Annotated in this window: 11 protein-coding genes; 7 read left to right on the top strand and 4 right to left on the bottom strand. The window is 39.3% G+C overall.

The window, feature by feature from the left end:
• The first annotated feature begins 52 nt into the window (after nt 1-52).
• Entirely contained in the window at nt 53-1,528 is a 1,476-nt protein-coding gene (nhaC, locus tag V6R21_RS27995) for a Na+/H+ antiporter NhaC (RefSeq protein ID WP_334246804.1), read from the top strand.
• 998 nt (nt 1,529-2,526) lie between these two features.
• Here nhaC and V6R21_RS27990 read toward each other — a convergent pair.
• Together V6R21_RS27990 and V6R21_RS27985 are read right to left on the bottom strand one after the other, a co-directional pair.
• Nucleotides 2,527-3,930 carry a methyltransferase RsmF C-terminal domain-like protein gene (locus tag V6R21_RS27990; RefSeq protein ID WP_334246803.1) on the bottom strand — a complete coding sequence of 468 codons (1,404 nt, stop codon included), beginning with the start codon at nt 3,928-3,930 and terminating at the stop codon, nt 2,527-2,529.
• A 171-nt stretch (nt 3,931-4,101) separates the two neighbouring features.
• The gene (locus V6R21_RS27985; RefSeq protein ID WP_334246802.1) at nt 4,102-4,488 is read right to left on the bottom strand and encodes a DUF4296 domain-containing protein; all 387 of its coding nucleotides are present in this window, start codon (nt 4,486-4,488) and stop codon (nt 4,102-4,104) included.
• Between the two features lie 213 nt (nt 4,489-4,701).
• Between V6R21_RS27985 and V6R21_RS27980 the strand changes: the two genes are divergently transcribed.
• From V6R21_RS27980 to V6R21_RS27955, 6 genes are all read left to right on the top strand, one after another.
• Nucleotides 4,702-5,574 (top strand): DUF58 domain-containing protein, encoded by an 873-nt coding sequence (locus tag V6R21_RS27980; RefSeq protein ID WP_334246801.1) that lies wholly within the window; start codon nt 4,702-4,704, stop codon nt 5,572-5,574.
• A gap of 69 nt (nt 5,575-5,643) precedes the next feature.
• Nucleotides 5,644-6,540 carry a hypothetical protein gene (locus V6R21_RS27975; protein ID WP_334246800.1) on the top strand — a complete coding sequence of 299 codons (897 nt, stop codon included), beginning with the start codon at nt 5,644-5,646 and terminating at the stop codon, nt 6,538-6,540.
• Nucleotides 6,533-7,576, top strand: coding sequence for a vWA domain-containing protein (locus V6R21_RS27970; protein ID WP_334246799.1), 1,044 nt, complete (start codon nt 6,533-6,535; stop codon nt 7,574-7,576). Before V6R21_RS27975 ends, V6R21_RS27970 begins: the two co-directional genes overlap by 8 nt.
• 63 nt (nt 7,577-7,639) lie before the next feature.
• The gene (mrdA, locus tag V6R21_RS27965; RefSeq protein ID WP_334246798.1) at nt 7,640-9,487 is read left to right on the top strand and encodes a penicillin-binding protein 2; all 1,848 of its coding nucleotides are present in this window, start codon (nt 7,640-7,642) and stop codon (nt 9,485-9,487) included.
• A gap of 170 nt (nt 9,488-9,657) precedes the next feature.
• A complete protein-coding gene (gene miaE, locus V6R21_RS27960) occupies nt 9,658-10,266 on the top strand; it encodes a tRNA-(ms[2]io[6]A)-hydroxylase (RefSeq protein WP_334246797.1) in 609 nt (202 codons plus the stop codon).
• Nucleotides 10,267-10,338: 72 nt separating this feature from the next.
• Nucleotides 10,339-11,646, top strand: coding sequence for an anthranilate synthase component I family protein (locus tag V6R21_RS27955; protein ID WP_334246796.1), 1,308 nt, complete (start codon nt 10,339-10,341; stop codon nt 11,644-11,646).
• 45 nt (nt 11,647-11,691) lie between these two features.
• Here V6R21_RS27955 and V6R21_RS27950 read toward each other — a convergent pair whose 3' ends face one another.
• Nucleotides 11,692-12,450 (bottom strand): LytR/AlgR family response regulator transcription factor, encoded by a 759-nt coding sequence (locus V6R21_RS27950; RefSeq protein WP_334246795.1) that lies wholly within the window; start codon nt 12,448-12,450, stop codon nt 11,692-11,694.
• Complete coding sequence (locus tag V6R21_RS27945) at nt 12,447-13,496, bottom strand: sensor histidine kinase (protein ID WP_334246794.1); 1,050 nt, start codon at nt 13,494-13,496, stop codon at nt 12,447-12,449. The genes V6R21_RS27950 and V6R21_RS27945 overlap by 4 nt, the downstream gene beginning before the upstream one ends.
• Between the last annotated feature and the right edge of the window lie 137 nt (nt 13,497-13,633).

Raw genomic sequence — 13,633 nt, 5'->3', positions numbered from 1 at the left:
TGTACTATTTCTTGTGCTATTTTTTGTTTTAAAAGAAGAACAGTCTTTACTGATGAATACAAACTTTAGAAAACCGACGCTGATAGAGGCATTAGTGCCTATTATTTTTCTCATAGTAACGCTGGCAATTAATGTCGCTTTTGTCTTTAAGGATGATGGGCTGTCAGGATCCAACCAAGTGGTAATGATGTTGGCTACTGCAATAGCAGGTATCATGGCTTACAGGCTTGGAATGAAGTGGGATACGATCCTTCAGGGAATAGTGGATAGTATCTCATCAGCGATGTCAGCTATTCTGATTCTGTTGATGATTGGAGCTTTAGCAGGTACTTGGTTGCTAAGCGGGATTGTCCCAGCAATGATTTACTATGGTCTGCAAGTACTTAATCCTTCTATCTTTTTGGTTGCAGCATGTATTATTTGTTCTATAGTTTCAATTGCGACAGGAAGTTCATGGTCAACAGTAGCAACAGTAGGGATTGCTCTGATTGGTATCGGTACAGCATTGGGAATAGATAAAGGGATAGTTGCGGGTGCTATTATTTCAGGAGCTTATTTCGGTGATAAAATGTCTCCCCTATCAGATACAACCAACTTAGCTCCAGCGATGGCAGGTACTGACTTGTTTACCCATATCAGGTACATGATGTACACCACGATCCCATCTCTAATATTGTCGTTACTGATTTTTCTTGGGATAGGATTTACCTACCACACAGGTGGAGAACAAGCGGATATCAGTGGTGTATTAAACTTACTTGAAAATACTTTCAATATTACCCCTTGGCTGTTTTTAGTGCCTGTCATTGTTGTCGTATTGATTGTGAAAAAGATGCCGGCTCTACCGGCACTATTGATTGGTTCTTTGTTAGGAGGTGTGGCAGCCTTGGTATTTCAGCCTGATATTGTGAAAACGATCGCAGGAACTGAGGACTTTGCTATGGCTTCTTACACTGCTATAATGAAAGCGATGTATGGATCAATCTCGATTACGACAGAAAATGAAATGGTTAATGAGCTATTGTCTACGAGTGGAATGTTTGGAATGCTTGGTACAATATGGTTAATATTGATGGCAATGGCTTTTGGTGGGGTAATGGAAGTAAGTGGAATGCTTCATACAATCACGGAAGCAATTATCAGACGTGTATCCTCTACCGGAGGTTTGGTTACTTCAACGGCCCTTACATGTGGATTTTTTAATCTGACAGCATCAGACCAGTATTTGGCTATTGTAGTACCTGGTAAAATGTATGCAGAAGCTTATCAGGATCAGGGGTTGGCTCCTGAGAATTTGAGTAGAACATTGGAGGATTCAGCGACTGTTACTTCTGTACTGATTCCTTGGAATACTTGTGGCGCAGCACAATCAGCAGCTTTGAACGTAGCCACAATGGCTTATATGCCTTTCTGTTTCTTTAATATTATTAGTCCTATCATGACGATTCTGTTTGGTGTATTGGGAATAAAAATCAGAAAGCTATCTGAAGTAAAAAGTAAGGCAACTGATGAAGTAATGGCTAATTGATTAGGTGATTTTATATCAACTTTAAGTGAAGTCGTCATTGTAATGACGACTTTTTTTATGGGGAAATGACTCAAAAGAAAATTAAAGAAATTCTCAAATTGGGAATTAGTATGTTAATTAATTGATTTGGAGTTGCTTTTAAGTTTCTCTTCTAAGGTTGAAAAATATATTAACTTATAATAGTTATATTTTTTATTCAAATAGTTAAAGTTAATTGTTTGGTTCTAATCCTGTACTACTAATTATGTAATGATCATAGTGATTAAATCCGTTAATAATTTGGTGATGAAAGTGATTGTATTAAAGGAATAAAAAATGTTGTAAATCAGATTTTTACAATTCTTGATATGAAACTCAATTCCCAAAATGGGATAAATATTTCACCCTGTTTTATGTGTATTTGTGTGTAATTGACTGGTTATTAGTTAGTTGTTGTTTTTTTCGGATTTGTGGCACAGTATTTACATATATGGTATATGCATGTAAGTGCATTCTAAAAAAGATATATAGGTTTTTGATTGATAATGGGTTAATAAATTAGGTTAAACATTGGAAAAGCCTACTAGATTAGTGGGCCCTTTCTACCTCCAATGTAAGACATAGCCAAATCGTCGAAAACATTCATATAAAAACATAGGTTTTGATTGATAATGGGTTAATAAATTAGGTTAAACATTAGAAAAAGCTCACTATTTTAGTGAGCTCTTTCTTTTTATACCCCTTCCCTATCAAAATCAGAGATAAAAAAATCGATAAATATAGCCTCCCAGAAGGTTGAAAATGGGGGTGCTATGAGAAAAAGTGAAAAAGGCGAACTTATTCGCCCCAAAAAACATTTTAGATATAGATATAAGGTTTTTGATTGATAATGGGTTAATAAATTAGGTTAAACAGGAAAGAGCTCGCTATTTTAGTGAGCTTTTTTTATGTCCATCCCTTTAAGCAAAACCTTGAGGCAAAAAAATAGGCAACCCTGAAGTTGCCTTTTGTATTGTTGGTTAAAACTCTTTTCTAAGCCTTAGATCCATTGGGTAGTAGTTATTAATTCTGTTGGGTAGCACTTTTATAAAACCTAAGGCGACACCTTCGTATTTCACAATAGTCCAATCCTTAACACTACCTGTATCTAGTGGAAAATCTTGTTTTCGGAGATAAGAGATAGCCTGTTCGTAATCAAGCTCGAAACTAGGAACCTTATCTGATATTATGGTATTGACAGCTAAATCATGTGTAGGAATCAGTTTTCCACTTTTTGCATTGATTTTTCCCATGTAAACTCCTGGATTTGTCAGTTTCAGGATGGTGTTCAAATTCTTGAAATCCTTGGTAGCATGTTTGGGTATCGCAAAAATATGTTCCGTGCCTTTTACAGCAAAGTCAAATTCTTCAGGGTTTTTGAGCCACTTTCCTACCTGTTCTGCCTCTTTCTTTGACAGCATATTGGTCTGTTGCGCTTTTTTCTTTGGAACCTTGATCTTTGTATTTCTAGCAGGCTCTCCTTTTTTTCTAAAAGCACTTAAGAACAACCCCTCTCCTTTTGTCTTATGGAATATAAAACGGTAACCATAGCAGGTGCCTTCATGGCTTTCAGTCTCCAGTTCTGTAATCCCCCACGCTTCAGGAACCTCAATTTTCAAGGGTTCAAAATCCCCTGTGGCAGCAATATGCCTCATGGATTCCTCATTTTCTGCTTCAGCGAATGTACAAGTGCTGTAAAGCAGTAGTCCGCCTGGCTTGACACATCCCATGATGTCATCAAGAATCTCTTTTTGTGTATTGGAGCAGGAGTGAACTAGACCCGTACTCCACATGTCAACAGCCTTGTAATCCTTTCGGAACATACCTTCTCCAGAACACGGCGCATCTACAGCGATTACATCAAAAAATTCTTTGAGTGGCTTGAAAGAAGCTGAGTCATTGTGACTGACAAATGTGTTGGCACGTCCCCATCGGACGATATTTTCAGTTAGCGCAGGAAGCCTGTTAGGCATCAGCTCATTGGTAACTAAAAGACTTCCTTCGGTTAGCATAGTGCTAATTAGGGTACTTTTACCTCCGGGAGCAGCACACAAGTCCAAAGCCCTTAAATCTTGTGTTAAAGGGGCATGTTGTTTCAATGCATGCCATAGAAACATGGAAGAGGCTTCCTGTACATAGTAGGCACCAGCAAAAATTAATGGATCCTTGGCAAAAAGAGGTCTTTTAGGCAAGTACTTACCTAAATCACACCAAGGGACCGGTTGTTCGTTGTCAAACTTGTTGGTTGGCTTGGCTGGATTAAGCCTTAGCGATACCGGAATAGGATTATCGAATGCCTTTTCAAATTCACCGAATGCAGCTTCTCCAAGCTGTTCTTTCATTCTTTCAGTGAACTTTTTAGGCAGTTTTATATCGTGATTCATTTATTCAGAATTAATTGTTTGCCTAGCCTGACAGGCTTTCAACGTACAAACTTAATGCTTTTATGGAAGGAACCTTTGGCTGAATGGGGACTAACTTAAGAAAAATAGAAAAGCACTTCAGAATTGCTAAAATCACTGAAGTGCTTTGAAGTTTATCTTGTCTCAATACAATTATTTCGTATTGTTCACATCTGAAGGTTTTGTATTGATAGCGTCTTCTGCAGAATCTTTTTCAGCTTTCAGCCTTTCTTTTACAATCTCATAGATCTCTTTCATCTCCTCCCCATTTTCGAGGTAGTAGGTATAGCTAGTTCTGTATACTGCTGTGTCAAGGTCATACTTTTGGATGATGTCATTGTATAGACCTTCAAATAGCTTGATGCCTTCGAACTTCTTTACACCTTTTGCCGAAACAGTCGCTTCTGCTATATATGTATCAACGATGATGTCAGCCATCTTCTCTTTACTGATCAAGTTGGCTGGCACTTCTTTTTTCTCCTGCTGGCAGCCTGTCAGCGACAGAACTGCAATGAATGCAATGGTTAACAGCTTTTTCATGGCTCAAAAATATTTATTCCGCCCAAAGGAAAAAACAAGGAGAGCTATATCATTGCAGACTAGGCGGTTAAAATGTGTTAAATCAAATCTCCATTTAATGATATACTTATCATTGACTTAAATTTGAGAGGTAACACTATTGATTACGGCATCGTGGTTGATGGTTTACTATCAACTCCTGACGACAGACGAAAAATATTTATACCATAGACCATGAAAGAACTTATCAGTAGGCTAAGACAGTATGAGATCCGGATCCGAAAGGCAATCAACTCGCAGATGCAGGGAGATTACCATTCGGTATTCAAAGGGTCAGGCCTTGAGTTTGACGATGTGAGAGCCTATCAGTATGGTGATGATGTTCGTCACATAGATTGGAATGTGTCAGCGAAAGGGCATGGGACATTTGTCAAAACTTTCAAGGAGGAAAAGGAACAGAACGTATTTTTTATTCTTGATGTCAGTGCTTCACAGGAAATTGGTAAGCAAGGGAAGAGAAAGATTGACATTGGTAAGGAAATCTGTAGTGTGCTGACGCTTTCGGCTGTAAAAGAAGCCAGTTCAGTGGGGGTACTTTGTTTTTCAGATGAAAAAGAGAAGTATATCAAACCGCACAAAGGACTAAAGCATGCTTATGAGGTGATCAATACGCTTTTTAAGCTAACACCTAGCTCACTGAAGACAAACCTTAACAAGGCGATTAGCTTAGCACTTTCTACTATCAAGAGAAAAAGTATTATTATCATCATTTCAGATTTTGTTGATGATGGCTACGAGCGTAACCTGAAGGCAATAGCAAAAACACATGACCTGGTGGTTATACACATTGCGGATGATCGTGAGCGCAGTTTTCCTAAAGTGGGAATTGTACCGCTTTTTGATAAGGAAACACAGCAGACAATTTGGGTAAATACCTCTTCAAAAGACTTTAGAGATAAACTTGATCGCTATTATTCGGACAACAGAAAGGAATTGAGCGAAACGGTTCGAAAGAATGGTGGCAGCTACCTCCTTGTTGATACGAATGAGGATTATGTACCGAAGCTGATCAAGCTCTTCAAGATCAGAAACAGAGCGAGAAAATAGAACAGATAGCCGGAGTATGTCAGTGTAGATAGTGCTGACCTGCTTCTGAACTTTTAGAACTTAATATCTATGCGAAAGCATTATATCGTACTTTTTTGGGTAGGCATATTGTTTTTGCCTTTTACGACCAAAGCACAGGAGACGAGTACTTCTCCTGTCGGACGTTTCAAGGCTGACAGTACTAAGGTAGGTGAAGTGGTGCACTATGCATTGACCTACCGACATGATCCGGATATGGAAGTATTTTTTCCGGACTCAACTTATGATTTCTCTCCCTTTGAATATATGGGGAAAGAGTATTTTCCAACAGTAACGGACATTACTGGTAGTTTGGATAGCGTAGTCTATGAACTTACCACATTTGAACTGGATGAGTTGCAGGAGCTTTCAGTGCCTGTAATTTTGATGCAAAATGCAGCAAAGGCTGATACCATTTATCCTGAAAAGGATGGTGTCTATTTGCAAAAGGTAGTTTTGTCAATGCCGGATTCTGTTAAGTTGATGGAGAATGCAAACCTTGCGACAGTACCTAAGCAATTCAATTATCCCTATTATTTGATTGCATTGGGAGTCTTGCTGTTATTGGGATTGATTGTACTTCTGGTATTTGGAAAGCAAATCAAAAAGAATATTGTGATTCGTAGGTTGCAACGTACACATACAAAATTTGTGGAGGAATACAGTGGTCTTACCAATGGTAATATGGATGTAGAGCATCTTGAGAAAGCATTGGGTATTTGGAAAAGTTATACAGGAAAGGTCAAGAATATGCCTTTACAGAGCTGTACAACTCGAGAAATTAGCGCATTGGTTAGCGACCAGAATCTTGGTAAGTCTCTTAAAGAGCTTGATAAAGCTATTTATGCAGGTATTAGAGACGGAGGCGTGCCTGTAGCACTAAACACACTGAAACAATACGCTGAAACAGCTTACGAACAGAAAATACAGGAGGTGAGAAATGGATAACTTTACTTGGGAATGGTTTAGTATAAAGTGGTTTGACTGGGGTACCTTGTCAAATTTCGAGTGGCAAGCACCTCAATTGCTATGGCTGGTACCATTAGTACCGTTGATTTTCCTGCTTCGCTGGTTACTGCATTTCAAGTTCAGACAGAAATTGGACATCGCATTGCCCGAACAAAAAGTACAATCAAGCAAAATGGCTTTGCTAAGATTTATTCCTGTTGTATTTTTGTCGCTGGCAATCATGCTGTTACTGGTTGCATTGGCTCGTCCGCAAGAGACGAATGAACAAGTGGAACAGTGGACAGAAGGTATTGACATTATGTTAGTACTGGATATCTCCCACTCCATGCAGATTGAGGACTTTACGCCAAACAGGTTGGATGCTGCGAAGAAAGTAGCCAAAAACTTTATAGATGGCAGGTTTCAAGACCGTATTGGTTTGGTGATTTTTGCAGGGGAAGCAATTTCTTATGCACCACTTACCACTGACTATACTTTACTCAAAAAACTGATCGATGATATCAGCTTTGATATGGTCGAAAAACCAGGAACTGCCATCGGTAGTGCTTTGGGAGTAGCTTTGAATAGGATGAGAGAGTCTGACTCAAAGTCAAAAGTGGTAGTACTTTTGAGTGATGGTGAAAATACAGCCGGAAGTATTGCACCAAAGACAGCTGCAGAGTTATGCTTTGCGTATGGTGTCAAGGTCTATTCAATTGGTGTTGGTAAAGATGGTCCAGTGCCATACGGAACCGATATGTACGGAAGGCCACGTTATATTGAGGAGAGCCTAGATGAAACAGCGCTAAGGGAGATTGCCAAAATTGGGCAAGGAAAATTCTTTCGAGCAACGAACAACCAGGCACTTAGCCAAATATTTGAAGTTATTGACCAGTATGAAAAGGCTGAAATAAAGGAAACAAGATATAAGGATACCCAAGACTTCTATTATATCTATTTGCTTCATGGACTGATCTTTTTCTTGTTATGGTTAGTAACTAAAGGAACATTCCTGACTAACGGATTAGAAGATTAATCACAACGCAGAGTTGTATGGCAGATGCCATCACATTTCTGCTTTTATACTCATTATTAAGACATGGCAGAAAGAAAGTGGTATATCGTAGGAGGATTTACATTGATATTTATTCTTTATGCGGTAATCCTACTCAACATTCAGGTATTCAGCAGTGACTACAAAAGGCAGGCAAATGCCAATATGGTAGACCGTATTGTAGAATATCCGCTGAGGGGAATGATTTATGACAGAGACGGCAGAATATTGGTAAACAATGCGCCAGTATTCGATGTGATGGTTACACCCAAGCAATTACACCTAAATGAAGAGGATACTGTCCTGCTGTGTCAACTATTTGAGATGGAAAGGGTAGAGTTCAGGGATAGACTGCAAAAAATTGCAGCAGACAAATATTCTTGGTACAAACCCAACCTATTCCTCAAGCAGCTTACCAAAATGGAGTACGCTAAAATCCAGGATCAGCTGATCCGCTACAAGGGTTTTGAAGTCGTACCAAAAACCATTCGTGAATATCCACACACCAGTTTGGCAAATGCTTTGGGCTATATCAAAGAAGTTTCAAAGAGTTTTCTGGATAAAGATACGACAGAATATTATGGCCAAGGTGACCTTATTGGTAAGGTTGGAGTAGAATATTTCTATGAAAAAGAGCTTAGAGGAAAACGTGGTGTAAGCTACGTAATGAAAAACGTAAAAGGGCAGACAAAAGGTAAATTCCGAAGTGGTGAGTTTGATACACTGCCTGAAGTAGGAATGGACTTAGTGTCTTCTATTGACCTTGAGTTACAGCAGTATGCAGAGCTGTTGATGCAGAATAAGCGGGGAGCAGTGGTTGCCATTGAGCCTTCAACTGGAGAGATTCTAACAATGCTGTCAGCTCCGTCTTATGATCCGAACCTGCTGACAGGGGAAGGTCGTAGAGTGAGCCGTAACTATGTCAAACTCAATGACGACCCAGACAAGCCATTGTTCAACAGGGCAATGCAGTCACGTTATCCTCCAGGATCAACTTTCAAGACTGTAATGTCACTGATTGGCATGCAAGAAGGTGTTTTGGATACGACATATACGCGTTTTCCATGTGCTGGAGAACCTGTAAAGTGCCACGATCACCCATCTCCATTAAGTATCGCAGGTGCCGTACAAAACTCTTGTAACCCATGGTATTACAAGGCAATTCGTAAGATCATGCTTCAGCACAAAGATCCAGACCCGAATAAGGACCTTAAAATGAATATGGATCATTGGCAGAAGATGGTAAAGGAGTTTGGTCTTGGTCGAAAATTGGGTATTGACTTGCCATATGAAAAAGGTGGACTGATCCCCAATGCAGCTTATTATGACCGAGCATATAATGGTAGACAGTGGAAAATCAGTAATGTTTACTCAATCAGTATCGGTCAGGGTGAGATCTTGGCTATGCCTATTCAGCTGGCAAACCTAGCAGCCACCATTGCAAACAGAGGGTATTACTATACACCTCATATCATTAAGGATATTGGAGGGGCAGGTCCCAAAGAGCAATACTCTGAAAAGAACGTAGTCAATATCAAGCGAGACTATTTTGATTATGTGGCACGCGCTATGTCAGGTGTGAAGACGGCAAGGCTTGCGATGATTCCGGATATAGCAATTTGTGGTAAGACAGGAACAGCTCAAAACCCACATGGTAAAGACCACTCTATTTTCATGGCATTCGCTCCTTTGGATAAGCCAAAAATAGCGATTGCTGTATACGTAGAGAATGCCGGCTTTGGTGGTACATGGGCAGCGCCTATTGCCAGTTTGATTATGGAGAAATACATTAGGGGAGAGATCTCTGAACCTAGAAAATGGATAGAAAAACGTATGTTGGAGGCTGACCTGATGGAAAAAAAGGAAACGCCAAAAGTGGCGAAAGCTCACTGATCTAGCTGCTTTATTAGGGAATAAATACAAAAGGGAAGCTACTTCTTATGAGGTAGCTTTTCTTTTTGTGTCAGGTAAAAGCTATTTTTGCGGAAAATTTTGAAAAAGAGCACACTACACAATACAGCTGAAAAGTATGGTATGCTGTGCATCAGAACAGAAAGCATTTTATGAGTGAAGAACTGAGCAAGCAAGGACATATGCTTCACCTGAAGCTTCCGACTGACCCAAGATGGGCAGATATGGCAGGTAAAAGTATTGAAGGAGTATTAGTGGATCATGCATACTGCGAACAAAAAGCAGCTTCATCTTGTATCTCATTGATAGTAACCTTCCCTGAACTGACAAAACTGGTAGAAACACTAACGCCTATCGTAGCCGAAGAGTGGAACCATTTTGAGCGTGTATTGGAACAACTGAAAAAAAGAGGTTACACTTTAGGCAGAATGCGTAAAGATGAATACGTTAATCAGTTGATGAAGCATATCCGCAAAAGTAACAGAGATGAGCATTTGATTGACCGCTTGCTTATCGGAGCCTTGATTGAGGCTCGTAGCTGTGAGCGTTTCAAGATGTTGTGGCAGAATATTGAGGATGAAGAGCTACAGAAGTTTTATTATGAACTGATGGTGTCTGAGGCAGGTCATTATGTCACTTTTATTGAGTTAGCCAGAGAGTACCAGACAAGAGAGGTTGTTGATAAAAGATGGCAGGAGTTTTTGGAAATTGAAGCAGATATTCTCCGTAATATGGAAGTCAGAGGGGATAGAATGCACTGATAAAGCCTTGTTGAAAAACGCTTGGTAGAGATGGACTAAACTGTCTGGAGTTTTATTCAAATGATCTAGGTAATGGTTACTTGCAACAATTTTAGAGAAGAGACTGTACTGAAAAGCTATGTTCCTGAGGATATGGAAACTTTCCGTCAGAAGGCATTGGTATGGGCTAGCCAATTTGAGGTATTTACTTGGCTAGACAATAATGAAATAGCTTATCCTGAAGGAGGTTTTCAGAACTTATTGGCTGTTGGGGCAAAGGAGGTATGTCAGTTAAGGGCAGGTAATACATTTGAAGGCTTACAGGCATTTCATGATGAGAATAAGGATTGGATGTTTGGATTCATGACTTATGACCTTAAAAATGAGGTAGAAGCATTGACTTCCGAGAATCCTGATGGTGTAGATATGCCTATGGCATTTTTCTATAAGCCAATTTATTTGTTGAGGTTCACAGATAATATGGTAGAAATTCTGAAATCAGAGGAAGGCGATCAGTTAATTAATACCATTGAACAATGTTCTTTGCCTGAGATTCATCATACAAAAGGTGTTTCAGTACAGCAAAAAATAGAAAGAGAGAAATACATTGAAACGGTAGAGACAATTCGTCAACATATTGTTGAGGGAGATGTATACGAAATGAATTTCTGTATGGAATTCTTTGCTGAGCAGATTGATGAAAATCCTCTATCCCTATTTCTTCAGCTGAATAAGGTCTCTCCTATGCCTTTTGCAGCATTTCATCGGTTGAATGACAAATACCTTATTTCGGCTTCTCCAGAACGTTTTGTCAGAAAGGAAGGTACACGATTGCTCTCTCAGCCTATCAAGGGGACTATCCGTAGAGGACAGACACCTGAAGAAGATAAACAGTTACAAGATCAGCTTCGCAATGATGAGAAGGAAATTGCGGAAAACATGATGATTGTTGATTTGGTCCGAAATGACCTAGCCCGTTCTTGTGAAACAGGGTCTGTAAAGGTTCCCGAAATATTTGGGATATATGGTTTCCGTCAGGTACATCAGATGATCTCTACAATTGAGGGACAACTTCGAGAAGAAGTTCCTTTCGGGAAGGCGTTGAAGCATCTGTTTCCGATGGGAAGTATGACAGGTGCTCCAAAGGTGAAAAGTATGGAACTCATTGAGCGTTATGAGCAGTCAAGAAGAGGATTGTACTCAGGTACTGTAGGATATATAACACCTGAAGGTGATTTTGACTTCAATGTTATTATTAGGAGTATGCTTTATAATGCATCCTGCCAATATTTGTCTTTTCAAATAGGAAGTGCGATTACGATTGACTCTGTACCTGAAAAAGAATATGAGGAATGTCTTCTAAAAGCGAAAGCGATAAGGAGTGTTTTAGGGGCTATATAGGCAAACACCCTTACGGATTATTAGTCTGTAAGGGTGTTTTTTTAGCTAACCAATAGTATGGTTGCCGTATATCGTGTCTTTTACCGATTGCTGGTAAAGTCTTCCGATAGGTAATTGCTTACCATGAATTTCTATCTGATTGCCTTCAATGGCTTCCACCTTCCTGACTGCTACAGCAAAAGATCGATGGATTCTAATAAACTGATCTGTAGGTAGCATTTCCACAATTTTACTCAATGTATGATGAACAATGAGTTCTTCCTCTGTTGTGAAAATCCTTATGTAGTCTTTTAGGCTTTCAATGTATAGGATGTCATCAAGGTACACCTTGACCATTTTCTTGTCCACTTTCAGAAATACGTGTGGCTTCTCTGTTGTAGCAGGGCCACTGCTAACTGATGGGGCGGGTACGTTTTGTTTACTGTTGTTTTTAGCTAATTGGTTGAGCTGTATGATTTTGCTGGCTTTATTGACTCCTTTAAGAAAACGCTGAAAAGAAACAGGTTTAAGCATGTAGTCAAGAACAGAAAGCTCAAAGCCTTCTAGCGCAAAGTCACGGTAGGCTGTAGTGATGATAACCTCAGGGGCTTTCTCAAGTGTTTTTAGCAGTTCAATACCGCTAAGCATAGGCATATTGATATCTAAAAATAACAGGTCAACAGACTGCTGCTGTAATATGCTAAAAGCATCTACAGGGTTTTCGCATGTGCCAACTACCTCAAATTCATTTAGTCTTGCTAAATAGTTTTCCAGTACTTGAATTGCTAGTGGTTCATCATCTACAATCAAACATTTAATTTTCATTCCAAAGGAATTTTTAATGTTACAGTGTAAGTTTCTTGATCGTCGTCTATGGTAAGTGAATACCTGTCCTCAAACAATAAATCCAACCTTCGCTTTGCATTTTTAAGACCTAGTCCTCCTGCTTTTTTTACCAATACAGTAGCGCCATTGAAGCCTTCTACCTCTACAGGATTTGGATTCTGACAAGTGAAAGTTATATGATTATCTGAAATTTGCAAACTCATTCGCACATGGATTTCGTTAAGTTGGTTTTTAACGCCATGCTTGAAAACGTTTTCGATAAACGGTAAAAATATCAGAGGAACAATCTTTTTACCTGATATATCTCCCTCAATTTCAAAGTCAATATGCAGTCTTCGGCCAAAGCGAAGCTTTTCCAGATCGAGGTAATTCTGAAGGTGTTTTATTTCATCACTGATAAGGACCCTGTTGTCTTTCTGATAAAGCATATAGCTCATTAACTCAGAAAGTTTGAGTACCGTATCGGGAGCTTTAGGCGATTGTATAAGCGTCAGTGAGTACAGGTTATTGAGTGTATTGAAAAAGAAATGAGGTTGCATTTGAGATTTCAGCAAGTTCAGTTCTGTTTCCATATGTTGTTTCTCGAGTTCACGAGTCCGCTGTTGGTTACGTAACCAGTCGATTGTTAGCTTGATGGACGTTGTGATGCCAATCACATACAGCTCTCCTATCATGACTGTCAGGATATGGTTTAACCCCAATACTTCTTGCCCATTGTTGGATTCAGGCCAAACATTGGTGGTGACAAGTAGCCAAGTGAGTCCCACTTTAACAAAGAGCATCACAGTCAAAGACAGCAATAGGAGTAGGAAGTAAGTGATATACTTCTTTTGTGGAATAAATTTAGGAAGCAGGTAGTAGGCATGGAAATAACACAATACGATATGGATCGAAAAGCCCAATAAGTTGGATTTAAACGAGTAGTAGTAATCGTGAAAGTAGTTTCCCCATTTGAATGTATTGAACAGAAAGTAACCAATCCAAAAGAGGGCGTGGTATACGATCGGCTTCTGAATGTTTTTCATAGCAAATCGAATTATATGTTCCATCAAAATAGATGTATTCACAGGGGTTGTGGGTAAAGCTCTCTGCTCCATCTTTATTCCGTTAAGAATGAACGATATGTTTCACATCCCTTCTAGATACACCTTTAGTTATTCAC

Origin of the sequence: Limibacter armeniacum (genome assembly GCF_036880985.1) — a bacterium.
Lineage (GTDB): Bacteria > Bacteroidota > Bacteroidia > Cytophagales > Flammeovirgaceae > Limibacter > Limibacter armeniacum.
Note: the sequence above shows the minus strand (reverse complement) of the source record. Positions and strands in the feature narration are given on the sequence as shown.

What these genes read in the sequence shown, in the direction of transcription:
- nhaC (WP_334246804.1), top strand. Translation starts at nt 53, where the DNA reads ATGAATACAAACTTTAGAAAACCGACGCTGATAGAGGCATTAGTGCCT.
- V6R21_RS27970 (WP_334246799.1), top strand. Translation starts at nt 6,533, where the DNA reads ATGGATAACTTTACTTGGGAATGGTTTAGTATAAAGTGGTTTGACTGG.
- V6R21_RS27945 (WP_334246794.1), bottom strand. Translation starts at nt 13,496, where the DNA reads ATGAAAAACATTCAGAAGCCGATCGTATACCACGCCCTCTTTTGGATT.
- V6R21_RS27980 (WP_334246801.1), top strand. Translation starts at nt 4,702, where the DNA reads ATGAAAGAACTTATCAGTAGGCTAAGACAGTATGAGATCCGGATCCGA.
- mrdA (WP_334246798.1), top strand. Translation starts at nt 7,640, where the DNA reads ATGGCAGAAAGAAAGTGGTATATCGTAGGAGGATTTACATTGATATTT.
- V6R21_RS27985 (WP_334246802.1), bottom strand. Translation starts at nt 4,488, where the DNA reads ATGAAAAAGCTGTTAACCATTGCATTCATTGCAGTTCTGTCGCTGACA.
- miaE (WP_334246797.1), top strand. Translation starts at nt 9,658, where the DNA reads ATGAGTGAAGAACTGAGCAAGCAAGGACATATGCTTCACCTGAAGCTT.
- V6R21_RS27990 (WP_334246803.1), bottom strand. Translation starts at nt 3,930, where the DNA reads ATGAATCACGATATAAAACTGCCTAAAAAGTTCACTGAAAGAATGAAA.
- V6R21_RS27955 (WP_334246796.1), top strand. Translation starts at nt 10,339, where the DNA reads ATGGTTACTTGCAACAATTTTAGAGAAGAGACTGTACTGAAAAGCTAT.
- V6R21_RS27975 (WP_334246800.1), top strand. Translation starts at nt 5,644, where the DNA reads ATGCGAAAGCATTATATCGTACTTTTTTGGGTAGGCATATTGTTTTTG.
- V6R21_RS27950 (WP_334246795.1), bottom strand. Translation starts at nt 12,450, where the DNA reads ATGAAAATTAAATGTTTGATTGTAGATGATGAACCACTAGCAATTCAA.